We start from the raw sequence: 26,028 nt of genomic DNA on the forward strand, positions 1-26,028 counted from the left end.
TAAACTTTTCTTACACTTTAAAACATTGAATATCTCACAATATTCTCATATTATGATTTTATCTCCTATTGATGATTCTTTTCATCAGCAGCTCATCAGTAGAAGCATCCCCCTCAGAGGAATAAGCTCATGTTGCCATCATGGGCTTTTTTCTTGCCCTATTTTTATAAAAACTTAAATTGCCGAAAAGTAAGATTAATACGTGGTTGTAAAATCTTTGTTGAGCGATTTAAACGGTGTTGCCAATATTGTTGAGTCTCACCACGCATCACAATGAGTTGGCCTGGCTGTAGCCACAATTCAACTTTTTCTTTACTTTGAATATGCCTAAAAGAAAATTTACGGGTAGCACCAAAGCTTAAAGAAGCGATTGTTGTCGTTCTTGCCAAAGATACATCCGAGTCACTGTGCCAAGCCATTCCTTGGGTTCCATCTTCATAAAGATTTGCCAAACAAGAATTAAATTTTTCTGAAAGTATTTGCTCTACCTGTTGTTTTAATTTAGCCAGGGCTTTGTCCCAAGGCAAAGAATCACGTGCGACACCCGAATATTTATATTGGTAGTAGTCATCTCCATACCATGCAACTTTTCGGGCTGTAATAAAGTGCTTGCCATACAACTTAGCCTCATCATGTTTCCATGCGAGGTGTCGGTAAAGGTAGTGAAAATATTGTTCAGCTTCTTCAGGGCTTAAAATACAACCATAGTCCTGAACTTCACCATCGTAGGGTAATAAATTCTCACAAGGCTCTGGAGAAAATAAATCCAAGGTCATACAGTTTCTCCGTGTTGCTTTGACATCTCCCAAGCTAACAATGCCAATTTACGCCCCTTTTGCCAATGATATTCTCCAACCATCCCTGTGGCACGGATCACTCGATGACAGGGAATCAGATATGCAATCGGATTTTGTCCAATTGCTGTAGCAACGGCTCTAACTGCTTTAGGCTTCCCAATTTGCTCTGCAATATCTTGATAAGTCCGCAATTGGCCTTCTGGAATGGTGAGCAAGGTCTCCCATACTTGTAGCTGAAATGGAGTTCCAGCCAAATTAAGAGGAAGTTTTTGCTGTAAATGTTCTGAAAAATCCTGTTCAAACCACTTTGCAATTTGTTGATGCCAAATCGGCGACTGATTTTTTAATCGAGCCTTTGGAAAGGACTGCTTAATTAGTTGTTCAATATTCTCGTGAGTTTCGATAAATCGAATAGAACATATCCCTTTTTCACTACTGACAACCAACAACTCACCAAAGGGGCTTGTCTCAACCGAATAATTAAGAATAACGCCTTGGCCTTGTTGTTTATATTCACCAGGCGTCATCCCTTCAAGCTGAATAAACAGATCGTGTAAACGTCCTGTGCCAGATAAACCCGTATTTAAAGCAGTTTCCAATAAACTCCGTTGTTGCAACAGATGATATTTGGCCTGTTGCAAACTCATATATTGCACAAATTTTTTGGGGCTAATCCCTACCCATTCCTGAAACTGGCGTTGAATATAGCTTGAGCTTAAATTCATATGACTCGCAACATCGTCCAGACTGGGTTGCTGATCTAGATGTTCATATAAATATTCAATCACAGTGGCAATTACAGCAAATTGCCGAGAAGAAAGCATTTGCATGTGTCACCTCCTTAGCACTTATATCTTACATTAAAGTAGCCAAAGCCCTATGACGACCCGATTCTTGCACTCTTTAAAAATAAAAAAAGCCTTTCATTGTAGAAAGGCTTAATCATTCAATATGCAGCACTTAAGGTTGCTTTAAATAAGGCCAAGCTGCTTTAAGATAAATAAACATTGACCATAAAGTTAAAATGACTGCTGTATATAACAAAGCATATGCGAGCATTTCTAAAGGCTGCCAATTGAGTAAGAACACACTAATGGCAATCATCTGAAAGGCTGTTTTATATTTACCTACAGTCGATACTGCCACACTAGTTCGTGCGCCAAGTTCTGCCATCCATTCCCGCAAAGCAGAAACTGTAATTTCGCGTGAAATAATCACAATTGCTGCAAAAGCCATTGAAATGGTTGGATTCCACTGCACTAAAACAATAAGTGCAGCCGCCACCATGAGCTTATCTGCAACTGGATCTAAAAAACGGCCAAATGCTGACGTTTGGTTTAAAGTTCGTGCCAAATAGCCATCAAACCAATCGGTAATAGCAGCAAACACAAAAATAGCCGTCAAGATAATATGACGACTCATACTTCCTTCATGCTCACCAATACCCATTGCAGGCGGCCAATATGCGATCACCAAAAATACAGGAATAAGCGCAATACGCGCTAATGTTAGGATATTTGGGATATTCAGGATTCGCCCTGTGGTCATAAACACCGCCAATTAAGTCTTCATGCATCTTGTAACAGACAAAAATACTTTCTTCAATATTGTATCTATCTGTAACAGCCACTTTATACGAAATATATGAATCGAGGAAGTGGACTGCTTAGGTAAATACCGTAACAGTTTGCCGTAAAATTGCAATTAAATGATCATTTTGGTCCCAAAGATGGGCATATTCTGTGGAATAACCTTCACCTGCATATTCAGTTACCACTTTATATTTAAACCAGTCACACAATTGATGTGGAAACGGATGTACATAGGTAATGTGCCAAGTTAAAGAGCTTGCAGGAGCAACTTGCTTAAACATTGGCAATACACCAGGTGGCCAAATATCCATCAAAACAATTAAATCTGGCAAAGTCATTTGACGATTTTCATGCTTATCGGGATTAAACCTTGACCATCCTCCAAAGTCAGCATACTGACTTCCTGTAACAGGATAATTACCTTCTGCCCAACACACATCAAAATGTTGATAGCATTCTGGCATTTGTCTAGCAAAAGGAATAGGTTGCAACTCTTCAGGTTGCCTATAAACTGGAACGATAGGCTCATGTCGCACTTCAATATTCGATGCACGAGGCACACCAAAGCTTGCGACCAAAATCGTTTGTACCGCCCCATCTTGCCATAAACGTGTTTCAAGTGTAGTGACCGACTTTCCTTCTCTTAAAATTTCAATAGTCAATTGGGCAGGTCCCTGCTGTACAGGGCCCACGAAAGTAACACTACAACTTAATAATCTTTTATTTGGATCTTGAATATTGCAGCAAGCTTTTTGCATGAGTAGTCCAGCAACAAGACCACCAAAAACAGTTCGTCCTTGTAACCACCCTTCGGGTATTTCAATCGATTCCTTTTGCTTTATTTCTTCAAACAATTGCAGTAATGACATTTACTTCCCTAAAGCACTCCGACTCTTGATGAAACATCTTTCATCATTTTAAAGGGAATGTGAATGATCATTCTTCTACTTATATGCCAACTATTTGGTCACTCGGCATAGAAACCTATCGTTATTCATGCAGAATTTTATAAATCGTTCTTGCCATCATTTCACCAAAACCAGGCACAAGGGTAAGCTCTTTTTCAGATGCTTTTAAAACACCTTGAATCCCACCAAAATGGGTTAATAAATCTCGACGGCGCTTTGGCCCTAACCCTGGAATTGCTTCTAAAACTGAGGTACTTCGACGTTTGTCACGTTTAGCACGATGCTTGGTAATCGCAAAACGATGGGCCTCATCACGCACCTGCTGAATTAAATGCAATGCCTTATGGTCTTCCGGTAACTGGATTTTTGTGCCATCGGTAAAATGCAGAGTTTCAAGTCCGGGTTTACGCCCTTCACCTTTAGATACACCTACCATAAAAGCGTCCAGCCCAAGCTCTTGCATGACTTCCATTGCCATATGGAGCTGGCCTTTACCACCATCAATCAACAGCAAATCAGGCAATATGGCCTTTTTATAACGTCGTGTTAAGGCTTGACGCATAGCAGCATAGTCATCGCCTGCTGTAATGTCTTGAATCGCAAATTGGCGATAGTCACGCTTACGAGCGCCCCCTTGATCAAACACAACACATGAGGCAATTGGGGCTTCCCCCATGGTATGACTAATATCAAAACACTCAATACGATCGACAGGTCTTCCCACTACTTGCTCTAACTGATGGAAACGCTCATTAAGCTCTAAATGATTACTCAACTGCCCCTTAATGGCATGTTGAACGTTCATTTCGGCTAGCTCCAGCCACTCGGCACGAGTTTCTCGAACATTATTCTTAATCTGAACTTTTTTGCCAAACTGCTGTGCCAACGCTTCTTCTAATTCTTTACAATCAGGCAAAGCAATATTTACAATAAGCTCATTGGGTACTTCATCTGCAACCTGAAAGTAAAAGTTCGCCATAAAGTCACTGAGCATTTGCCCAAGATCATCACCGAGCATGTCTGGGAAATAACTTTTTCCACCCAGCATTCGCCCGTTGCGTACATACATAATTTGCACGCATGTCACACCTGCCTGATATGCAATTGCCAGAATATCCGCTTCGCCTTTGACTTTAAACACGGCTTGTTGCGCTTGAACTTCACGCAGTAAAGACAATCGATCACGGTAAAAAACAGCTTTTTCAAATTCAAGCTCAGCCGCTGCTTGTTCCATTTTGGCAATAAGCTCTTGATTAAGCTCTTTGGTATCACCTTGCAAAAAGCGAATACTATTATTAACGTCTTCTTTATAATCTTCGGGTGAAATCAGACCTACACAAGGGGCTGAACATCGCTTGATTTGATATTGCAAACATGGACGCTTGCGCTGTGAAAAATAACTATTTTCGCACTGACGCACATTAAAAAGTTTTTGCAAAACCAGTAATGTATCACGTGCACTATAGGCACTTGGGTACGGGCCAAAAAACTTACCAATTTGGTGCTTACCTTTACCACGCCCACTGGCAAGTCGAGGATAAGGCTTATCAGCCGAAACAAAAATATAGACATAAGACTTATCGTCCCGCAGCATAATGTTATAAGGCGGGCGGTGTTGCTTAATTAAGTTTTGTTCTAAGAGTAAAGCTTCAGTTTCTGAACGAGTAACCAAAGTTTCAATATCATAAATTCGCGCAACTAAAGCTTGTGTTTTAGGATGCTCAATCGTTTTAACAAAATAACTCGACACCCGATTTTTTAGATTTTTTGCTTTGCCGACATATAACAATTCACCCTCCTTACCTAGCATTTTATAAACACCTGGAAGCTGGGTCATGTTGGCTAAAATTTTTTCAATATGAGGACGAGCGTTTTGATTCACTATTGGCATGCATGGCTTAATACTGAATACCTAATGTGATGTTTTCACCCCTACTTTTCAAGTGCTTTACTGTGCCAGAACATAAATTTGGAAATAGATTTAGATATGATCCGACAGATTGTGTCGTACTCGCTTAAGAATCTAGACGGTAGTAACTATATTTAACATCTTTTTCTTTATACACCGCATAGCTTTTTTGACGGAAATCCGAGAACCAACCATTGCCTGTATAACCTGCAATATGACCATAAGTGTGACCACTTGTTCGCTCAATAATGTAAATGTCACCTTCTTGTGGACGGTTAAAAGCAGGTTTAATTTTCTTATAACCATTCTTTTCTAGCGTTTGCCCCCAATCAGAAGCAGCTACAGGATGCTTTGACACATCTGCTCCAGCCGCTTGTAGAGCAATGCGAATATTTTTGGCGCATTTCTCTTTACTATGGTTGGCAGAGATACTTTCGAGCTTACTGGAGAACTTATGCAAATTAATATTTTGGTCTTTAGTTTTATGATTTTTAGTTCTAGATCGTTTAGATTTTTCAGTCGTCGAAGCGGCTTGTCTTAACATCACTTTTGTTTTTAAATCGCCTTGAGAACTGTCTTCTTTTCTCTCTTCGATATGATGAACATGTGCATGAGCTGCGTGATGAGCATGAGCCATTTTAAAACCTACTTCCGCTGACCAGTCTTCGAAAAAACCGCGCCATTGTAGAATCAAAATTGGCTATTGGCTTTTAATAGTTGTAACAAATTGCCAGCACCGTGAAATAGATCACAAAAGTTATTGGATGCTTTATGCCATAAAAAAGGCCCTTTCGGGCGCTTTAATATTTGTATAAATATACATTACAAATGAAATTCAATTACTGAGCTTAAGCCCCTACTTGCAAAAGTAGAGTATTTACCCGTAATTGGTCAATCGCATTCCTTTCAATACGACTGACCAAGCATTTATAAAGAGTTTTAGGATTAATTTAAATTATTTAAATAAACCGTTCGCTCTATCGTTTTTTGAGTAAAGCACTGTGTATATTGCATCTCTTGGTTTTGCTTACGCATGTCAGCAGTCCAATAATCGGATTGCTTTTGGTAAGTTTCTAAGTCTTTTTCAGGAATTTCATCTACAGTCTTTTGTGCCAGTACCTTACATTCAACATCACGTTTTTTAAACCAATCTGATTGATCTTGTTTAAATTGAGTTTTTTTCTCAGCACTCAATTTGTCCCAAGTCTGATTTAAGCGTTCAACTTGCTTCGCTTTGTCACTATCCAATTCTTTTTTACGAACATCCATGGCTTCCTGAGCCAAAGCTGTTTGCTCTTCATTATTTTGTTCAGATAATTGCTGATTTTCTTCAATATTTTCTTCAATCAACTCATTTTCTTTAACATAGGCTGCATATTGCACAGCTTTAGTGGCAACAAAAACCAATCCTTCAATCACACTATTTTGAGTTGACAAGTCAAACACCAAACCCTCTTTATCTGTTTTTGTGATGTTATAGAAAAAGCCACCTTTCAATTGGTCATTTTCAAGAGTCAAAGATGATTCATTATCTGAAAAATAGTCATTGAGCGTATCCGATTCTTTATCAGAATGACGCAGCTCTTCAATATATGCTTTTTCCGCACGTTTTTGTAAACCTTTCGGCAGTGTAATGACCAATTGGCTTTCACAACTTAATTGTGTATTTTTTTGGCTTTCGTCTTCTAATGGTAAAGTGCGGATATTTTTAATTTCAAACTTCAAACCTTGATTAATTTTATTAAGAATATCTGCATCAACCTGATATTGACTTTGTCTTAAGCTACGCTCAATTTGCTTCAAATATTCTTTTTTCAAAGAAGTTTGAATCTGATTTAAATTCTCAGGGTGTGTACAACTCCAATCCGAAACTACCTCAACTTTTTCTGTTTTTGATTTTGGCTCTGGCTTAGATTTACCGCATCCAGTCGATATTACTGCTGCACTGAATGTAGTTATTACTAAAGCTTGTTTCATCACCGTATTCATTTATATTCCACGCAAATTTTTAAATTTATTAAGTACAAGAAAGGTATATATTTACCAGTTGTATTATCATCCCAATAATTAATATAAAATTCACCTAAAATTTTAAATAAAGTACTATTCATGCCAATAATCTTTTTTTAAATGCATAAAATAAATGCAAATTATTTAAATAATCAAAATAAAAAAACGCCCTTTCGGGCGCTTTAATTAAAATACATATGGTCGAACAAAAATCAGGAAAAAAATCCCAAGCATAAGGAACCATTTCAAGAAATAATATAACTTACGCTTTTTCGCTTTTAATGCTTTGGCTTTAATACGAATTTGGTACACATAGCCAAATACTTTATTTAAACCACCCGTTTTATCCCCCGTTTCATTCGGTGAACTTGCCGCAGTCATCACATTGCGACCAAACCAATGGTTGAAACGCTCCATCCATTTTACTTTCATTGGACGTTCAACGTCTGCAAAGAAAATAATACGGTTTTGATCAGTCTTATTTTCAGCATAGTGAATATAAGTTTCATCAAACACGACACTTTGACCATCACGCCAAGAATATCTTTCGCCATCGACATCAATAAAACAACGGTCATCATTTGGTGTAATTAGACCTAAGTGATAACGCAATGAACCTGCATACGGATCACGGTGTCTTACTAAACGACTATCAGGTGCAAGCTCGGTAAACATGGCTGCTTTAATTGTCGGCAATGTTTTAAGAAGTGCTGTGGTTTTTGGACAAAGTTCAGCAGCAGATGGATGACTCGATTCATACCATTTAAGGTAAAAACGCTTCCAACCTGTTTTAAAGAATGAGTTAAAACCTAAGTCGTTATAGGTACTTGAAGCTTTAATCCCACCTTGGTCATATAACGCCTTCGCTTCATCACGAATCATTTCCCAATTTTCATCCAGCACTTTTAAATCTTTAAAATGCTGTGTGTCGATATAAGGCTGATTCGGCACCTTTGAAAAGATGTACATTAAAAAGTTAATCGGTGCGAGCAAGGTTGAATGGTCAAAAAATTGACGATAAAACGAGTGACGCACTTTGCCGCGATGTTGGATATACAATGCTGATATCACAAAAATCGCTAATATGATCCACTTAATCATATTGCTACTCTTTCAAAAGATTAGGGGCAACTTCACCTTATATTTAAGGAGAGAGAAACCGGAAGTTTATTTAATTGGCGCAAATTTTAACAAAATTGACTTAGAAAAAGCGAATGTAAAAAAATTAAGTCAAATAATAGACAGCGCTGTTGTAATAAAAATTTTAAATATAGTGTATTTTTCCATAAATTTAAGGAAGTTAAAATTTATTACTATTATTACTGTTATTTACAGACTATCCTTCTAACAATTGACATTTTTGACAAAAAAATAACTTTTAAAACTTATTCGTTTTTATATAAAAAATTGATAATTCCAATGCTTTATAAAGAAAAAATTAAGTTAAAACAAATGTCTTTCGTTATTAGCTATCTTTATAATTTCTTTTATGCATTTCATATAGATGAATTGAATAATAAATAAGATGACCCTTGCGTCACTGCTTGATACAACTTGTCAGGTTTTTTTTAGATATAGTTATCGTAAGATTAGCGAAGCATAAATGTGTACCTAAGATGTGCACACGCTTCATAACATCAACTTAGAAGTCCTCCAAAACTAAGGAGATCAGGCATGATCCACGCTGGCAATGCCATTACCGTCCAAATGCTTTCGGACGGAATTGCAGAATTCCGCTTTGACTTACAAGGTGAGTCGGTCAATAAATTTAACCGTGCAACAATTGAAGATTTCCAAGCTGCTATTGCTGCGGTAAAAGCAAATAATGATATTAAAGGCTTAGTTGTTACCTCAGGCAAATCGACATTTATTGTTGGGGCAGACATTACCGAATTTGGTGAAAACTTCGCACAAGGCGAAAAAGCGATTGTTGACTGGCTTATGCCTGTTCACGAAATCTTCAATAGCTTTGAAGATTTAGAGATTCCAAAAGTAGTTGCTATTAACGGTATGGCGTTAGGTGGCGGTTTTGAAATGTGTTTAGTTTGTGACTACCGTGTGATGTCAGAAGCTGCACAAGTGGGCTTACCGGAAATTAAACTTGGTATCTACCCAGGTTTCGGTGGTAGCGTACGTTTAAGCCGTCTGATCGGTATCGACAACGCGGTTGAATGGATGGCGATGGCTGCTCCTAAAAAACCTGCTGCTGCTTTAAAAGATGGCGCTGTAGATGCAGTTGTAGCTGCTGATAAATTACTTGAAGCTGCAACTGACTTGGTTAAGCAAGCAATTTCTGGTCGTTTAAACTGGAAAGCAAAACGTCAAGAAAAGCTTGAAGCTGTAAAATTGAACCCGCTTGAACAAATGATGGCGTTCAATACTGCAAAAGGTGCAGTGCTTGCTAAAGCAAATCCTGCTCAATACCCTGCTCCAAAATTATTACTCGATTCATTACAAGCAGGTGCAAGCCTTGCGCGTGACGAAGCATTAAAAGCTGAAGCTGAAGGCTTTGCAAAAGCTGCGATTACACCACAAGCTGGTGCATTGATTGGTTTATTCCTCAATGATCAAGTTGTTAAGAAAACTGCTAAAAAATATGAAAAAGGTGCGCACCCAGTAAACCAAGCAGCTGTACTTGGCGCTGGTATCATGGGTGGTGGTATTGCTTACCAAGCAGCAAGTAAAGGCACACCAATTATCATGAAAGATATTGGTAATCCACAACTTGCTCTAGGTATGAAAGAAGCAAACAGCTTGTTAACTAAACAAGTTGAACGCAAGAAAATGAAACCTGCGCAAATGGGTGAAACGCTTGCACGTATCCGTCCTACTTTAAGCTACGATGAGTTTAAAGAAGTTGATATCGTGATCGAAGCAGTTACAGAAAATCCAAAAGTAAAAGAAATCGTTCTTGCAGACACTGAAAAGAATGTTCGTGAAAATACGATTATTGCTTCTAATACTTCTACGATTTCAATCACGCGTTTAGCAAAAGCATTACAACGTCCTGAAAACTTCGTTGGTATGCACTTCTTCAACCCAGTTCACATGATGCCGCTTGTAGAAGTCATTCGTGGTGAAAAGACTTCTGAAGAAGCGATTGCAACTACTGTTGTTCTTGCTCAAAAAATGGGTAAAACACCAATCGTTGTAAACGACTGCCCAGGGTTCTTGGTTAACCGTGTATTGTTCCCTTACTTCGGTGCGTTCGACCTTCTTGTAAAAGACGGCGCAGACTTCCAGCAAGTTGACAATGTAATGTCGAAATTTGGCTGGCCAATGGGCCCTGCTTACCTCATCGACGTTGTAGGTATCGACACAGGTGTACATGGTGCAGAAGTCATGGCTGAAGGTTTCCCAGACCGTATGAAGCCAGACTACAAAGGTTCAATCCAAGCAATGTACGAAGCTAAACGTCTTGGTCAAAAGAATGACGTTGGTTTCTACAAATACGAACTCGATAAGAAAGGCAAAAAAGCAAAAACTGTTGATCCAACAGCATATGAAATCATTGCTCCTTTCGTTACTGGTGAAAAACGCGAGTTTGATAACCAAGAAATCATTGACCGCATGATGCTTGCTTTCTGTAACGAAACAGTTCGTTGCTTAGAAGACAACATCGTTGCAACTGCAGCTGAAGCTGATATGGCAATGATTATGGGTGTAGGTTTCCCTCCATTCCGTGGTGGTCCATGTCGTTATATCGACCAAACAGGTGTTGCTGAATACGTTGCGCTTTGCAACAAATATGCGCACTTAGGTAAGGCTTATGAAGCGCCACAAATGTTGCGTGACATGGCTGCTAACAACAAAAAATTCTACGGTTAAGGAGCAACGTGAATGGCTACTTTAAATCCACGTGACGTTGTCATCGTTGATGGCGTACGTTCTGCAATGGGTAAAACCAAAAACGGTATGTTCCGTAATGTACGTGCTGACAGCTTATCTGCTGAATTGGTTCGTGCACTCGTTGCTCGTAACCAGTTTGATGTAAACGAAGTTGAAGACCTGATCTGGGGTTGTGTAAACCAGACTCTAGAACAAGGTATGAATATTGGTCGTAACATCGGCCTATTGGCTGACTTACCAAAAACTGTTGCTGGTCAAACAGTAAACCGTCTTTGTGGTTCTTCTATGCAAGCGCTTCATACTGCTGCTGCACAGATTGCAACAAACCAAGGTGATATCTTCATTATTGGTGGTGTAGAGCACATGGGCCACGTAGGTATGATGCACGGCATCGACTTAAACCCAGAAGCATCTAAACACTATGCAAAAGCATCTAACATGATGGGCTTAACTGCTGAAATGTTAGGTCGCATGAATGGTATTAGCCGTGAAGAGCAAGACGCTTTTGGTGTTGAATCTCACCGCCGTGCTTGGGCTGCAACTCAAGAAGGTCGTTTCAAAAACGAAATCGTTGGTGTTGAAGGCCACGATGCAAATGGCTTTAAAATCCTTTGCGATATCGACGAAGTAATTCGTCCAGATGCAAACCTTGAAGCGTTCAAAGCATTACGTCCTGTATTTGACCCGAAAGGCGGTACTGTAACTGCGGCCACATCTTCAGCTTTATCTGACGGTGCTTCTGCAATGTTACTTATGTCTGCTGAACGCGCACAAGCTTTAGGTTTAAAACCACGCGCTGTAATTCGCTCTATGGCAGTTGCAGGTTGTGACGCAGCAATCATGGGTTACGGTCCAGTTCCAGCAACTCAAAAAGCACTTAAACGTGCTGGTTTAACGATGGCTGATATTCAAACTATCGAGTTAAACGAAGCATTTGCTGCTCAAGGCTTATCAGTAATGAAAGGCTTAGGTATTTATGACAAACAAGACATCATTAACTTAAATGGTGGTGCGATTGCTTTGGGTCACCCACTAGGTTGTTCTGGTGCGCGTATCACAACGACTTTGTTAAACGTAATGGAACAACAAGATACTCAAATTGGTCTTGCGACCATGTGTATCGGCCTTGGTCAAGGTATTGCAACGATTATCGAACGTGTTTAATTAACACCAAGATAAAAAAATCCCCGCTATGTGCGGGGATTTTTTTAAGAAATATTTAGATACAAACTAATAGGTAACATATTTAATTTGTATCCTTTTTTTGTCATCATTAGATGCTATATTTAGTATACAAATTTTTCTTAGAGTAAACTTATGCAGCATACGCTTCATAGCATGAATTGGAATGAGTTAAATCAAATTCCTTGTGAAATCTTACAAGGAACTGATGCTAACAACAAACTTATTGAGCTTGGGCTTGATATTACGGATGAACTACAGCTCGCTTTTCGGTTATCTAATAACGGATACGCAATTCGTAAGAAAAAGAACCCAGGTCGTGCTATGGGACGATGGGGTGATATCTGTGAACATGCAGATACGATCCTAGAACCATTCGGATGGTCTTTAATTCGTAAGAACGGTCAACCCTGTCTTGTTAATTCTGAGAAAAATTTACAACTTATATTTATGTCTCCGAATGATGAAGCATTTGGAAACGAGTTAAATGTAATTACCTCAAAATGCCATAAAGGTCATGCAACTGAGTTAAAATTATTATCAAATAAATCTCATTATGCGGATGAAAAATTTTTCAGAACTTTTATTGTTTACTATCAACCAAGTAACCTAATCGATTCTGAAAATAGTAGTTTCTTACCATTTGAAATTGCATATGCTACTGGTGTTTATAAGGTGTCTGCTGAGGATGAAAAAACTAAGTGCTACCCTATTAATCATACATTAAGATTAATTATGACTGAATCTCCAAATGCTCCAGAGGCATATGAAGCACCAATTCCGGATGAGAACAATCCTATTACCGAAGATGACTTCGGAGACTTACAAGCTATTTAACTTCAAAGAGTTAAATAATTTGCTTTAATGAGAATTTGTATGTACCAACTTGATCGTATCAAAGCCGCGCAAAATTTGCGCGGTTTTAGTCATTCGAGAACAGCTGAAGCTCTTGATATTCCCTTAGCCACTTTTAAAAAATACTTGAGTGGAGAGAGAAGTGTACCCTATGACTTTTGGAAAAAATTATCTCAGATTTTTAATGTCCCTTTGTCTTTTTTTTACGAAAAGAACTCTACACCGTTTGGAATGTCTGAAGTCAATTTTAGAGCAAGAGCTAGGATCAAAGCATCTTATTCGAATTCTATCGCCGAATATATTTCTTTAGCAGAATCGATTAGTTCTTATTTTTCAAGAAATATTAAGAATCTTCCTGTCTTTAATATATTGGATGATTATAATCTTGATCCTGATAGTGATGACTCCCCTGAAATTACTGCTTTACGTATAAGAAGTGAATGGGGACTAGGTGTACAACCTATTAATAATATAATTTCTTTAATGGAACTTAAGGGTATAAAGGTATTCTCTCTTCCATTAAATGTTAGAGAGGTAGATGCGCTTTCTATTTCACTTGATGGACAACCATTCGTATTATTAGATACTTTTAAATCTGCAGAACGATCGAGGTTTGATGCTGCGCATGAACTCGCACATATTTTTTTGCATATTTATGATACACAAACACCAACCGACGATATTGATTACAAAAAACGTGAAAGTGAAGCTGATAGATTCGCTTCCTGTTTTTTAATGCCTAATGAAAGTTTCCGTGAGTTAGCGCCAAATGAAATGAGTATTGGCAATATGCTAAAATATAAAAGTTATTGGCGTGTTTCATTACAAGCGATCAATTATAAATCCCATAAACTTAATTTAATTACAGATTGGGTTTATAGAAGTAATTGCATGAAAATTAACTCATTGGGCTATCACAAAAATGAGCCTCAACCAACTCACCACGATCAATCAATTCTGTATCTAAAATTATTAAAACTTTTAGATGCGAAAGGCAATTTTTCAATAAATGAAATGCTCAATGAAATAGGTATCTCTTGGGAAGATTTTGATAACCTAACTTTTCGTTCACTCACCTTATTTACAGATTATAAAGAGTCAAAAAGACCAAAATTGACTATTGTTCAATAAATATTTATTAACTATAAAACTACTGTCCCCGCTTAGTGCGGGGATTTTTTTTATCGGCCTTTTAAACCATCTTGGATTTGTTGCTGTAATTTCAAAATATCATCTAAATTTACTTTCATCGTACCTTCACGATAAGCATCGACATTACTTCGGTTAATGTTCAGCGGCTTTAACATTTCAAAAAGACCATTGGTTGGATCAGAAGACTGAATCCCGCCCGCTACAGCTAAAATATACTCTTGTAGAAATGGAGAAAGCTGAGACAAGTCTGGCTGTGCCATGACTGGCTGATAATCTACTGTAGTCATGCCTTCAGGGACTAAAGCATTCTGTATATCGTTATGAGTTTTATACTCACGATGTTGTAGAGCCTGACGCACTTTTTTATCTTCTTGAAATGGGACAAAGCCTACTTCTTCACGTAGCTCAGATTCGGCCATAACGCGAATTGTTGGTAAAGTAGCCACTTCTTCTGCTTGAACAGTTGGTAAACCCATAAAAGCAAATACAGCAATAAAGGCTGATTGTTTTAGAAAGTTCATAACTGGCTCCCAAGATCAGTCACCCTACGCGAACTCAAAATGATGACTAAATAAAATGTTCTATAAATAGGCTACAACAAAGTCATTTTTGATTCAGTAATGCTCAGATAAACGGTAAATAACGTTAGATTTTTAAAATTATTAAAAAGAAATTCATAAAAGATTTTAGAAATTAATCTGAATGTGGCTAAGTCATATTATATTGCCAGATTTAAATATTACGATTTTTTGTTTATAGTCAGCTTTTTATAAATCTATTGAATTCGACAGAAATAATGAACTTTAAAATATTAAATCAGAATATTCTTATGAGCTGCTTACTAGCCAGTTTCTTTCTCACTGGTTGTGTGAGTAATCGAATTATTGGTGAAAACACGCGAGAGCTATTTACAAAATACGACTCAGGCTATGAATGGATCACTTTAACAGAAGATGATGTAATTGCATTCGGTAAACCATCAGTATCTCTCCCAAATGAACCAGAGGACAGTATTGTTATCGCAGGGAAAAAATATAGTTATGTCATTAGTAAAGGCGGTAACGATTTCATTCAATTAATTAGTCAATTAAATCCACAATATATTCAAATAAGTAATGAGCTAGATTTTAATGCTCCAGCTTCGAATAGTAACCATTTTTACGGACATATTAGATTTTCTTACACCCCACCTAATGGGAAATTGAACGAGAAAGAATCAGCTTTATTTAAACAATATGGTGTAGTTCCATGTGACTATGAAAAGACATTAGAACTACATAAATTTGAGTTAAATCTTAGAGGAACTGTTTATCCTCCTGTAAACAATCTTAAAAAAATAACCCCTTTATCTAAGCCATATCACGTTAGAATCCAATATCTTCATGATAAAAGCGGAAAAGTGCCCTTATCAACTAAGGAGAAGCTAGCAAGTTTACCACTGCTTCCGTTTACCTTAACTTTCGATATTATCGCTTTACCTGCGAAAGTCATGGGTATCATTTACCAGCCTTAATAGATTAGGAATAAAAATTACAAATTTCAGTAAAGATAAAAAATCCCCGCTCAATGCGGGGATTTTTTATCAATTTTCTAATATTTCTTTTAAAGAATCGACTAATTGCGGAAATTCCGTATAACCTTCCCGACCTAAAAAGTGCCCACCATTAGGAACGGTAATATAAGGCGCATCAATATCCTTAGCCAATTGAATCGTTAGTTGTGGTGGAACCAAATCATCATTATCAGACAAATAAACCAGCTTTTTCTTTATGTCACGGAAATAGTTGGTGTCGACTTTACTCTTTGTTATATAAGGACTAAGAGGTGAAGAAACTGAAATTGGTCCAGAGAATCCAGATACTAAAATCATTCCTCCAATATTTTGATAATCATGTCTTTGCAAAAAGTGCAGTAACGTAATCACCCCTAAACTGTGCGCAACAAAATAAGTATTTTCATCCACCTTAGGGATCTGTTGATCTAAAACCTTTTGCCATGCATCTACATCAGGATGCTCAGAATCTGGAAATGGAATTAAGGTAACGGTTGTATGCTCATCTTCTATTTGATGTTTTAGGTCTAAAAACCAGTGATCATCTATAGAAGCTGAATAACCATGAAGTACAAATATTTGACGCATGTTGTTCTCCCGAAGTTCAATTATTTTGGCATTTGCAATAAATGACATGAAGCCGAATAACACCAATAAAATGAGTTTTCTGATCATGGAACAAGTACCATTTTGAAAGATAAAAACATGCTAAACTATGACACCAGTGTTAAGGTCAACCCCATTTTATGAACTTAGCTAAAGTTGCCGAACTCACAAAAGTAAGCCCTCGTATGCTGCGTTATTATGAGAGTTTAGGGCTTATAAAGCCTTATCGAGCAAGTAATAACTACCGAAGTTATACGCAAAAAGATATTGAAAATATTAAGAAAATTAAAATATTAAATGATGCAGGCATGCATCTAAAAGATATTCAGGTCTTGCTGCCTTGTTTTGATTTAGATGAACGCGTATTTACACTATGCTCAGTGGTTCAAGAAAAACTGCAAACTGAACTCATGCATGTGTCTGAGCAGTTAAACAAACTACAATCTTCTCAAAGTTTATTACAATCTTTTTTAAGTAAAGGGAAAGCTGAGAGCACCAATCCATAAATTTTGATGCTCACGTTCAATTTATTCTTTTAAATCTCCTTCGAGCGCAGCTACATTTTTTTTCTTAATTTTTTCAATTTTTGCATTTAGCTTTAGAACATCTTGATAAAGCCCATTAAACTTTTTGACCTGAGCATTTTCATGAAAAAGAATCATCTGATCTTTCTTTTGCCATTCATAATTTTTTAGAAGCTTAAACATTTGTTCAGCTTTATCTAAAATTTGTAGCTCAATCATAAAAATTGCATGATCTTGATCTGCTTTTTGTTGAGACCCCAATTTCATTTCCAGCAGTTGCCTCATCTCTGCATCCACAGATAATTCCTGAACTTTTGCTAAGAAAGTTTTATGAATTTTTTCATATTGAGTTTGATATTTATCTGAAGCCGTACGAACATCGGCTAACATTTTTTCTGTTTCCACATACTTCTGTTTTTTATCAAGATCTAAACGATCAACATTTAAAAAAGTATCCCACTTTGCTGCTTTTAATTCTCTTAAATATTCATTACGTGCATTTATATTTTGAATCCAATAACTTAAGAGAAATTCTGAAATTTGCTTATAGTGCCCTGCCAAACGCTTATCATGAATATCGAGCTGGACGGGTTTAGACCAATCTTGTGCTTGTTCATAAAGCTGATTCATTTTTTCAGTCATGACGACATCAAACATTTGACTACTGTCTTTGGCCTGCTGCTGTTTGATATGTTGATAGGTGAAAAAAATAATGCTTGTGATAACAACCAGACTTGCAATCGCAATCAAAACTCGGCGCATACACACCTCCTATTTCCATTCTTATAGTTTTGCTCTTTATCGTTATAAAATAGAGCTTATTCTTCTTTATATGCCATTTATTTCACAATACGCAACACTGTATTCGCTACTCAAAGCTTTAAATCCTTATCCATCATCCCTATTATGATGGGTAATTAAAATTTATGAGATTCTCCCATGCGTGTTGATGTCTGGTCTGATGTAGTTTGCCCTTTCTGTTATATCGGCAAAAAACGCCTTGAACATGTCGCTGCTGAAGCAGGTATTGATCTTGAAATTCACTGGCATAGTTTTGAATTAGATCCTGATGCGCCAGCAAAACATGACACTTCAAATACAGAACGTTTGGCTAAAAAATACGGCCGTACCTATGAAGAGATGGAAGAAATGGAACGCAATATTGCGGCCATGGCTGCCTCTGAAGGTATTGATTTTCAATGGCAAAAAGCCAACTCAGGCAATAGTTTTAATGCACACCGTATTATTCACCTTGCACAAAGCAAAGGTTTAGGCAACCAAGCAAAAGAAGCTTTTTTCCATGCTTATATGACCGAAGGTCTCGCAATTGGCGAACGTGAAGTCGTAGAAGAAATTGCATCTCGTATTGGCCTTGATAATGCCGAAGTTGAATATGTATTAGATACCAACGAACTATCTGACTTTGTCCGTCATGATGAAAAAATTGCTCAAGAGCAGCTCAATGTAACTGGCGTGCCATTTTTTGTATTCGACCAAAGAATCGCGCTTGCTGGTGCTCAACCTCGTGAAGTCTTTTTACAAGTTTTAGAAAAAGCGCAAATCAAAGCAAATACTGAAGAAGTCGAGCAAGATGATGCAGCTGTTTGTACTGATGAATCATGTGATATTCCAAAGAAATAGATCAACACAATTAAAATGTGATCAAATCGTATGTTTTATCACCATTTTAGCAATAGAGCGTTCTAAAAAAAGAACTATCTAATTGCTAAAAATCAGTTTATTATTGCCGCTTAGAATATTCGCGCTGTAATGTTCTGTTTTTTATGTGTTTAATGATCGGAATTTAAAGTTTCCTTGATCTATCGTCCCCCTTCACTGGGGGATTTTTTTTGGCTAAAAATAACCGCTACTAGCTTAAACTTTTTCATTTATTTCAAATATGTAAAAAAAGTTAAATTTACTTAACTTTTGTGTCTCCCTCTTGATTTTATTAGAAAAATCAACAAAAGTGGAAACAACAACAAAACATAAAGATAGATATGAAAACATTTCATGTAATGCCATACCGGCAGCTTTTTGCACTTTTAACTATTGGATTTGGTTCAGTATGCATCGCTCATGCAGAGACGGTCTCTTCTTCTACAAACCAACAAGTAGGAAGTACATCATCTGGAGTACAAACCGAAGTTAACTCAGATGAAAATCTGTTAGATCAAATTCCGCGCTGGGTGGACGCGACTCCAACTATTTTTCCAGAGCAGTCTAATCAACCTATTGTTCCACCTACCGAACAAACAGAAGATCAAACCTGGGTTGACCGTAAGCAAAAGAAAATTCGTAATTGGGCCGATCGTACTTCTGAAAAAATTGATAATTGGTTTGGTGAAGTCGATCCACAAAAGCCAGCTACCGCAACCATTCGTGTCATGGTCGATAACTATTGGAATGAATACGATAACTATGAAATCAAACCCAGAATTCGCGGTAAGATTAAATTACCTACTCTAGAGAAACGCATTAGCGTGGTATTTGGTGATGACTCGTTAGATGACGAATTTAATAATAGCCCAGCCAATGTCAATCAGAATCCCAATCAAGATCCAAATAAAAAGTTAGATGGTAAACGAACTCGAGATGACAACAGCTCAATCGCTTTACGTTGGTCAAATTTCTCGAAAAAGTTACCTTTTGAAACAGATGCTGACTTAGGTATTCGTTCTGGAGACGATATTTATGTTCGTTTAAAAGCATCAAGAGACTGGCAACTTCGTAATGATTTTAAGTTTTATGCAGAGCAAATTTATCGTTACGGCATAGACAGCGAAAACTATCTGCGTAGCAATCTTGAACTTACACATGCTAGGCCAAATCAACCGTTTTTATCGAATCAGTTCAGCCTGACCTATGCTGATGATCAGGATGATGATCTAGCTTGGGAAAACCGAACTTTCCGCGAACACAGTTTCTTTGCAAACAACCGTTTTAACTATGGTATTTATACTAGCGGTTATTACAACGACAATGACTTGCGTTTAAACAGTTGGGGACCGTTTGTTTCATGGCGCCAACCCGTTTTACGTGAATGGTTCTTTGTACAAGGCGATGTAAATTACTTTAATGACCACCGCGAAGATCGTAACCATTTTGTCAGCACCTTCTTACGTTTAGAAGCACTTTTCTAAGCTAGCAAACATCACCTTGGAACCTTATCCAAGGTGATGAATAAGAAAATACTTTTAAATAAAATTTTAAGATTAGCCTTTTAAAGTATTGTTCTAATTTTATTTTTGATTCCTTATCTTTAAAAATGAATCAATTTTCTTCTCCATTTCAAAATAAATCGACAGTCTTCATTTGTATTTATAGTTTAGGTCTATTAGCTTTACTTCCACACACTCAATTTTTTTATAACTCTTTAAAACACCAACGGTCACGGCGTTACCCCTATTCTTCTACAAGCTTCGCTAAAGTAAAAAGACAATCACTTTCACACTCACCTTGTGAAGTAGAAGCACACAATGCTTTATCTGATGCTGGTTTAATTCAAGAACTTATGGCTGTATTTGGAAATGATACGTTATGGAAACGTGCGACTCAGCCTGAACAAACTTATAAAGCCTTTGGTAAGAAAAAGAAGAAGACCTCATCGGCACAGGTTTCGGCTACTAATCCACTGAGTGCAAGCTGGACCACCATTTCAAAATGGATGCCTTTTGAAAATGACCTTGATTTAGGATCTAACTCTGAGAGTGATGTGTATGTCCAGTTTCTGGCAAAAAAGAAATGGAATTTGAGACATAACATTAGCTTTGATACAGAGCAGATATTTCGCTATGGCTCTACTAGCCGAAACTACACTGAAACCACGCTAAACCTAACGCAAAAAATGCAAGATAACACATTATTTTCTAATAAATTTAATGTGAATAAGAGCGAAAATGAAGAATACAACTGGGGCAATTGGACTTTTCAACAATTTGAGTTTTTAAAAGATAATAGTCTGACTTACGGTATTTATAGCGGTGGTGTATATACCAAAAATGATATGCGACTAAATAGCTGGGGTCCTTATATTTCATGGCGTCAGCCTATATGGCGAGATTGGATTTTTATGCAAAATGATCTTAATTTTTTTAATCATCTTGATGATGATCCTAAGCATCAACTTAGTGTGCAAATGAATCTTGAAGCTAATTTTTAACCAAAAATCATCAAGTTGTGGATAACTCTTTCTTTATCCACAAAAAAGCCCCTGACAGTTCAGAGGCTTTTTTATATCAAAAAATTATTTCAACAATAAGCTATTAATACGCTTCACATAAGCTGCTGGGTCTTCTGGTAAACCACCTTCTGCAATCACAGCCTGATCAAAAATTACGTTTGCCAAATCATCAAACTGTTCTGAACCTTCAAGTTTTTTCACCAAAGGATGCTCAGGGTTAATTTCTAAAATTGGCTTGATTTCAGGTACAGCTTGCCCCGCTTGTTTAAGCATACGAATAAGTTGTGGAGACAACTCACCCTCACTTGTTACTAAACATGCAGGAGAATCTACCAAACGAGTTGTTACACGTACTTCTTTAGTTTTAGCCTTCAACGAATCACTTAATTTCTCAACCACAGGCTTAAACTGTTCAGCCGCTTGCTCAAGTGCCTTTTTCTCTTCGGCATCTTGCAAATCACCTAAATCAACCGCGCCTTTAGATACATTCTTTAATGGAGTACCGTCAAACTCTTGGACAAAATTCATTGCCCATTCATCAACACGCTCTGCCATTAATAATACTTCAATACCTTTTTTCTTAAACAACTCAAGCTGCGGCGAGTTTTTCGCTGCTGCTAGACTGTCAGCAGTCACATAATAGATGGCTTTTTGCCCCTCTTTCATACGTGCCTTATAGTCAGCAAAAGAAGTCGTTACTTCATCATTTGTTGAAGTCGCATAACGTAATAATTTTAAAATACGTTCACGATTACCAAAGTCTTCGCCCAAGCCTTCTTTAAGTACTGAACCAAATTCACTGTAGAAAGTCTTGAATTTTTCTTGGTCTTTTTCATCTTCCGATTTAGCCAAACCATCAAGTACAGTTAATACACGGCGTGCATTACCTTCACGAATCGTTTTGACATCACGGCTTTCTTGCAACAATTCACGACTAACATTAAGCGGTAAATCAGCACTGTCCACTACACCTTGAACAAAGCGTAAATAGTTTGGAATCAAATTATCCGCATCATCCATAATAAAGACGCGTTTTACATATAGCTTAATTCCCGCTTTTGCTTCACGAGTAAAAATGTCATGAGGTGCTTTACTTGGAATATAAAGTAACTGGGTATATTCCGTACTACCTTCAACACGGTTATGTGCCCAAGCCAGTGGCGCTTCAAAGTCATGAGTTAAGTTTTTATAAAACTCAATATATTGCTCTTCAGTCACTTCACTCTTGTTACGTGTCCATAAAGCACTTGCCGAGTTAATCGCTTCCCACTCGTCAGTTTTGACCATTCGGCCACCTTTAGGCTCTTCACCTTCAGCAACCTCTTCTTCTTGCCAAACTTCTTTTTGCATTTCAATTGGCAAGCTAATGTGGTCAGAGTATTTATTAACGATTTGCTTAACTTTATAAGATTCTAAATAATCAAGTGCATCATCACGTAAGTGAAGAATAATGTCAGTACCACGTGAGGCCTTATCAATTTGCTGAACTTCAAACTCGCCTGTACCACCACTAATCCAGCGCACCCCTTCAGATGTCTCTAGACCCGCACGGCGTGATTCAACCGTAATCTTGTCGGCAACAATAAAACCTGAATAGAAACCCACACCAAATTGACCAATCAACTGAGCATCTGCTTTTTGATCGCCAGTCAATTTTGACATGAAATCTTTAGTGCCTGACTTAGCAATTGTACCCAAGTTATCAATTGCTTCTTGTTGGCTTAAACCAATACCGTTATCAGAAATCGTTAACGTTTTATCTTCTTTATTTAAGCTGATTCGTACATGTAAGTCTGGATCATTTTCATAATATTCAGGATGATTGATTCCTTCAAAACGTAACTTATCACATGCATCTGATGCATTAGAGATAAGCTCACGTAAGAAAATCTCAGGGTTAGAATAGAGAGAATGCGTCACTAAATGTAAAAGCTGGGCTACTTCTGCTTGGAAACTATAATTTTGTGATGCTTGTTCACTCATAAATCACTCCTTAAATTTTGAAGCTGTTTGTTCTCGAATGCTTTATGAATGGAGTACTTCTAGAATTTTTCAATCCTGAATATCAAAAATTTTTACTCTAATTAAAATGGGCCGTGGCTTAACACCCTATCTTGCAATATCGCATCTAACTGCTTTTGACGTTGTTGGTAAGCTTTGCCAATACAACTGACATTTGCAGCACAAGCGTTTCTTTTTTTCAGCCATTGCTGCTGAGTATCTTTCTGATTATCTCGCCCACCCATAGGTAAAGCATGCAGAACGATTTGATACGTCGTTGCCATTTTTACATCTGCATCATTTAAAGAACGGTTTTTACAAATACTTTTTTCCGTTTTCGTTTTTGCAGCATCGCAAGAAAAACTTGCAGCTTGTAAATTTTGAGTAAAAGCAATACCGCTCAAGAGTGCTAAACAAATCGCTAATTTGTTATTCATATTTTTATTCCCATGCTTGTAATGAATAGAAATTAGTTTAGAAAAAAACTTGCAGAAAATATGTGTAAAACTGTCTGTTTTATGCTTTTTTAGTGCAAATAAAATCCATAAAAAAACCTCACATAAAATATATGTGAGGTGCCTGAGTCTAGGTTTATTATTATATTTTTCTATTTATTATTATGCTTAAAATTTATAGCTATAACCCAAAGTGTAAACAAAAGGATTAATATCTAGATCAAATTTAGCACCATTTGTTAAAGTAACTTCTGGGCTTAAATCAGCATAACGTACATCTACAAATACACCCCAGTTTTTAGCATCAGCAGGTTGGAAATTAAAACCAACTTGTCCTGCCACGCCAAAGTCTTCTTTTACATCTTTTACAATACCATCTTCATCCCAAGCAATAAATGCTGTAGCACCAACACCAATATAAGGTGTGAAACGAGTCGAATTTTTAAAATGATATTTAGCAGTAATCGTTGGCGGTAATTGTTTAATACGTGCTACCTTATTTCCATTTAACAACACATCATGATTAACAGGCGCTGCTAATAATAATTCTGCCGAAAATGGAGACTGGCCAAAGAAGTATTCTACTGATGGTGTAAAAGCATATTCATCATCTGCTTCAACTACAGTGTTTTCAGCAAGTGTCGTATCTTCTGATGGCGCAATAACACTACCACCAAATTTCACTTGCCAGTTACCAGCAAAAGTAAAAGAAGACATCCCCATTAATGCAATAACCAAAGCTTTTTTGAACACTTTAATATCTCCAACCTTATTTATATTTATAATAAACATTTATTTTAAACCCATGCAATACTCATTATAAAATTATTTTATAGTTTATTTTTAAACTACTGTTTTAAATAAAATTATATATTACCCAACTATTTTAATAGGTTTTATTCCAACCTTACTAATCAAGATTATTTTATATTACCAACCATTTTAATATACTTTAAAATTCCGAGTATTTTAATATAATTTATTTTGAATACATGTTTTATTTAGACAATAAAAAACCTTCTTAATTTAAATCTAAAGATCATGATTAAGAAGGTTTATGATTCAATATTTTATAAAAACTTTATAAAACCATTGCAGCGATCCAGCCAAAAATTAATAGCGGAATATTGAAGTGAACAAAAGTAGGTACAACCGTATCCCAAATATGATCATGTTGCCCGTCTACCCCTAAACCAGCTGTTGGCCCTAAGGTTGAGTCAGAGGCTGGTGATCCAGCATCACCTAATGCTGCTGCTGTACCAATAAGTGCAATTGTAGCCATAGGAGAGAAACCAAATTGTAAACACAAAGGTACGTACATGATTGCCAAAATTGGCACAGTAGAAAATGAAGAACCAATTCCTAAAGTAATCAATAATCCCACTAACAACATCACAAAAGCAGCAAGTGCTTTACTATCACCAATCCATCCAGCTGTGGCTTTGACCAATTCAGGAACTTGATGTGTTGCCTCAATTACCGCTGCAAAGCCTTGAGCAGCAATCATGGTAAAGCCAACCAATGCCATCATTCTCATACCACTAACGATAACATCATCAGCTTCTTTCCATTTGAAAATTCCTGCACAGCTCAAAATCGCAACACCTACCAGCCCTGCGACAATCATAGAGTCTGAATAAAGTTGAACAATAATTGTAGCTATTACTGCAAAAGCAGCCATAAACAAGGTAAACCGTGCAATTTGAGGAGCTTGTTGTTCCTGAATCATTTCTCCAGCAATACTACGAGTAGCATTATGTAATGTTTTATCTTGGTAATCTCGAGGTTTACGATAGCTAATAAAAACAGCTATTAGCATCCCTAAGAACATTCCCGATACAGGGATTAACATTGCTCGTGGAATTTGATCATTACTGATATGAAAACCATAGCTTTGACCAAAATGATTAATGTTATGCGCTAAAATATCATTTAAGAAAATTGCACCAAATCCCATTGGTAAGAACATATAGGTAGCGACTAAACCAAACGTAAGTACACAAGCGACTGCTCTACGATCTAAACGTAAATGATTAAATACAATAAGTAAGGGCGGAATTAAGACAGGTATAAATGCGATATGTACAGGAATTACATTCTGTGATGCGATAGCTGCAAGTCCAATCGTACTAAAAATGAGAAATTTCACCTGCATTTGTGCACGTATATCTGCGTCATTTTTGAGACTTTTAACAAGTTTATAAGCTAAAAGATCAGGTAAACCTGAACGTGCTAAAGCTAAAGCGAAAGCACCCAACACGCCATAAGCTAGCGCAATTTTTGCACCACCGCCCAAGCCATTGTTAAATGCATCTAAAGTACCTTGTAGCCCTAAACCAGCCAACAAGCCGCCAGTCAAAGCGCCAATGACCAATGCAAATACGACTGGAACACGCCCTAGTGAAAGGCCAAACATGACAGCAACCGCTGCAATAATCGCAAACATAACTTTG

General features: G+C 37.2%; 26 protein-coding genes. 10 read left to right on the forward strand and 16 right to left on the reverse strand.

Features of this window, described 5'->3' with window-relative positions:
- Positions 1–164: 164 nt before the first annotated feature.
- The 9 genes from RFW85_RS12115 to lpxO form a co-directional block, all read right to left on the reverse strand.
- Entirely contained in the window at positions 165–776 is a 612-nt protein-coding gene (locus RFW85_RS12115) for an alpha-ketoglutarate-dependent dioxygenase AlkB (RefSeq protein WP_032005693.1), read from the reverse strand.
- Entirely contained in the window at positions 773–1,627 is an 855-nt protein-coding gene (locus RFW85_RS12120) for a methylated-DNA--[protein]-cysteine S-methyltransferase (protein ID WP_170247553.1), read from the reverse strand. The genes RFW85_RS12115 and RFW85_RS12120 overlap by 4 nt, the downstream gene beginning before the upstream one ends.
- Before the next feature lie 130 nt (positions 1,628–1,757).
- Positions 1,758–2,345 carry a CDP-diacylglycerol--glycerol-3-phosphate 3-phosphatidyltransferase gene (pgsA, locus tag RFW85_RS12130; RefSeq protein ID WP_002114808.1) on the reverse strand — a complete coding sequence of 196 codons (588 nt, stop codon included), beginning with the start codon at positions 2,343–2,345 and terminating at the stop codon, positions 1,758–1,760.
- 118 nt (positions 2,346–2,463) lie between these two features.
- Positions 2,464–3,258, reverse strand: a complete 795-nt coding sequence (locus RFW85_RS12135; RefSeq protein WP_309171566.1) for a thioesterase family protein — start codon at positions 3,256–3,258, stop codon at positions 2,464–2,466.
- A 121-nt stretch (positions 3,259–3,379) separates the two neighbouring features.
- Entirely contained in the window at positions 3,380–5,179 is a 1,800-nt protein-coding gene (gene uvrC, locus RFW85_RS12140; RefSeq protein ID WP_130119374.1) for an excinuclease ABC subunit UvrC, read from the reverse strand.
- A 133-nt stretch (positions 5,180–5,312) separates the two neighbouring features.
- Positions 5,313–5,843 carry a CHAP domain-containing protein gene (locus tag RFW85_RS12145; protein WP_170247551.1) on the reverse strand — a complete coding sequence of 177 codons (531 nt, stop codon included), beginning with the start codon at positions 5,841–5,843 and terminating at the stop codon, positions 5,313–5,315.
- Between the two features lie 308 nt (positions 5,844–6,151).
- On the reverse strand, positions 6,152–7,195 hold the full coding sequence (locus RFW85_RS12150) for a DUF1311 domain-containing protein (RefSeq protein WP_170247550.1): 1,044 nt from the start codon (positions 7,193–7,195) through the stop codon (positions 6,152–6,154).
- Complete coding sequence (locus RFW85_RS12155) at positions 7,192–7,317, reverse strand: hypothetical protein (RefSeq protein ID WP_014208213.1); 126 nt, start codon at positions 7,315–7,317, stop codon at positions 7,192–7,194. Before RFW85_RS12155 ends, RFW85_RS12150 begins: the two co-directional genes overlap by 4 nt.
- Before the next feature lie 85 nt (positions 7,318–7,402).
- Entirely contained in the window at positions 7,403–8,317 is a 915-nt protein-coding gene (gene lpxO / locus RFW85_RS12160) for a lipid A hydroxylase LpxO (protein WP_170247549.1), read from the reverse strand.
- A gap of 306 nt (positions 8,318–8,623) precedes the next feature.
- Between lpxO and RFW85_RS12165 the strand changes: the two genes are divergently transcribed.
- From RFW85_RS12165 to RFW85_RS12185, 5 genes are all read left to right on the forward strand, one after another.
- Positions 8,624–8,740 (forward strand): hypothetical protein, encoded by a 117-nt coding sequence (locus tag RFW85_RS12165; protein ID WP_170247548.1) that lies wholly within the window; start codon positions 8,624–8,626, stop codon positions 8,738–8,740.
- A gap of 150 nt (positions 8,741–8,890) precedes the next feature.
- Positions 8,891–11,044: a fatty acid oxidation complex subunit alpha FadB gene (fadB, locus tag RFW85_RS12170; RefSeq protein ID WP_170247547.1), complete on the forward strand. Its 2,154-nt coding sequence runs from the start codon at positions 8,891–8,893 to the stop codon at positions 11,042–11,044.
- A gap of 12 nt (positions 11,045–11,056) precedes the next feature.
- Positions 11,057–12,229 carry an acetyl-CoA C-acyltransferase FadA gene (fadA, locus tag RFW85_RS12175; protein ID WP_170247546.1) on the forward strand — a complete coding sequence of 391 codons (1,173 nt, stop codon included), beginning with the start codon at positions 11,057–11,059 and terminating at the stop codon, positions 12,227–12,229.
- Positions 12,230–12,382: 153 nt separating this feature from the next.
- Positions 12,383–13,084, forward strand: a complete 702-nt coding sequence (locus RFW85_RS12180; RefSeq protein WP_098713105.1) for a hypothetical protein — start codon at positions 12,383–12,385, stop codon at positions 13,082–13,084.
- A 39-nt stretch (positions 13,085–13,123) separates the two neighbouring features.
- Entirely contained in the window at positions 13,124–14,233 is a 1,110-nt protein-coding gene (locus RFW85_RS12185; RefSeq protein ID WP_170247545.1) for an ImmA/IrrE family metallo-endopeptidase, read from the forward strand.
- Between the two features lie 50 nt (positions 14,234–14,283).
- Here the strand turns inward: RFW85_RS12185 and RFW85_RS12190 are convergent, their stop codons facing one another.
- A complete protein-coding gene (locus tag RFW85_RS12190; RefSeq protein ID WP_001010125.1) occupies positions 14,284–14,775 on the reverse strand; it encodes a hypothetical protein in 492 nt (163 codons plus the stop codon).
- Between the two features lie 275 nt (positions 14,776–15,050).
- On the opposite strand from RFW85_RS12190, the gene RFW85_RS12195 reads away from it, so the two are divergent.
- Complete coding sequence (locus RFW85_RS12195) at positions 15,051–15,767, forward strand: hypothetical protein (protein ID WP_002132686.1); 717 nt, start codon at positions 15,051–15,053, stop codon at positions 15,765–15,767.
- 69 nt (positions 15,768–15,836) lie between these two features.
- Here the strand turns inward: RFW85_RS12195 and RFW85_RS12200 are convergent, their stop codons facing one another.
- Positions 15,837–16,481 (reverse strand): alpha/beta hydrolase, encoded by a 645-nt coding sequence (locus tag RFW85_RS12200; protein WP_170247544.1) that lies wholly within the window; start codon positions 16,479–16,481, stop codon positions 15,837–15,839.
- A gap of 71 nt (positions 16,482–16,552) precedes the next feature.
- Between RFW85_RS12200 and RFW85_RS12205 the strand changes: the two genes are divergently transcribed.
- Positions 16,553–16,918, forward strand: a complete 366-nt coding sequence (locus tag RFW85_RS12205; protein ID WP_170247543.1) for a MerR family transcriptional regulator — start codon at positions 16,553–16,555, stop codon at positions 16,916–16,918.
- Positions 16,919–16,939: 21 nt separating this feature from the next.
- Here RFW85_RS12205 and RFW85_RS12210 read toward each other — a convergent pair whose 3' ends face one another.
- Entirely contained in the window at positions 16,940–17,698 is a 759-nt protein-coding gene (locus RFW85_RS12210; protein ID WP_170247542.1) for a hypothetical protein, read from the reverse strand.
- Between the two features lie 177 nt (positions 17,699–17,875).
- On the opposite strand from RFW85_RS12210, the gene RFW85_RS12215 reads away from it, so the two are divergent.
- The 3 genes from RFW85_RS12215 to RFW85_RS12225 all read left to right on the forward strand — a co-directional run bounded on the left by RFW85_RS12215 (position 17,876) and on the right by RFW85_RS12225 (position 21,098).
- On the forward strand, positions 17,876–18,577 hold the full coding sequence (locus tag RFW85_RS12215; RefSeq protein ID WP_170247541.1) for a DsbA family oxidoreductase: 702 nt from the start codon (positions 17,876–17,878) through the stop codon (positions 18,575–18,577).
- Between the two features lie 359 nt (positions 18,578–18,936).
- Positions 18,937–20,079: a hypothetical protein gene (locus RFW85_RS12220; RefSeq protein WP_170247540.1), complete on the forward strand. Its 1,143-nt coding sequence runs from the start codon at positions 18,937–18,939 to the stop codon at positions 20,077–20,079.
- A 125-nt stretch (positions 20,080–20,204) separates the two neighbouring features.
- Complete coding sequence (locus RFW85_RS12225) at positions 20,205–21,098, forward strand: selenocysteine synthase (RefSeq protein ID WP_170247539.1); 894 nt, start codon at positions 20,205–20,207, stop codon at positions 21,096–21,098.
- An 84-nt stretch (positions 21,099–21,182) separates the two neighbouring features.
- Here the strand turns inward: RFW85_RS12225 and htpG are convergent, their stop codons facing one another.
- The 4 genes from htpG to RFW85_RS12245 form a co-directional block, all read right to left on the reverse strand.
- Positions 21,183–23,102: a molecular chaperone HtpG gene (gene htpG, locus RFW85_RS12230; protein ID WP_170247538.1), complete on the reverse strand. Its 1,920-nt coding sequence runs from the start codon at positions 23,100–23,102 to the stop codon at positions 21,183–21,185.
- Between the two features lie 101 nt (positions 23,103–23,203).
- Entirely contained in the window at positions 23,204–23,557 is a 354-nt protein-coding gene (locus RFW85_RS12235) for a lysozyme inhibitor LprI family protein (RefSeq protein ID WP_170247537.1), read from the reverse strand.
- Positions 23,558–23,743: 186 nt separating this feature from the next.
- Positions 23,744–24,328, reverse strand: coding sequence for an OmpW family protein (locus RFW85_RS12240; protein WP_170247536.1), 585 nt, complete (start codon positions 24,326–24,328; stop codon positions 23,744–23,746).
- Positions 24,329–24,656: 328 nt separating this feature from the next.
- Entirely contained in the window at positions 24,657–26,021 is a 1,365-nt protein-coding gene (locus RFW85_RS12245; RefSeq protein WP_170247535.1) for a Na+/H+ antiporter family protein, read from the reverse strand.
- Positions 26,022–26,028: the final 7 nt, after the last annotated feature.

Source organism: Acinetobacter sp. 12966, from assembly GCF_031196995.1.
Lineage (GTDB): Bacteria > Pseudomonadota > Gammaproteobacteria > Pseudomonadales > Moraxellaceae > Acinetobacter > Acinetobacter geminorum.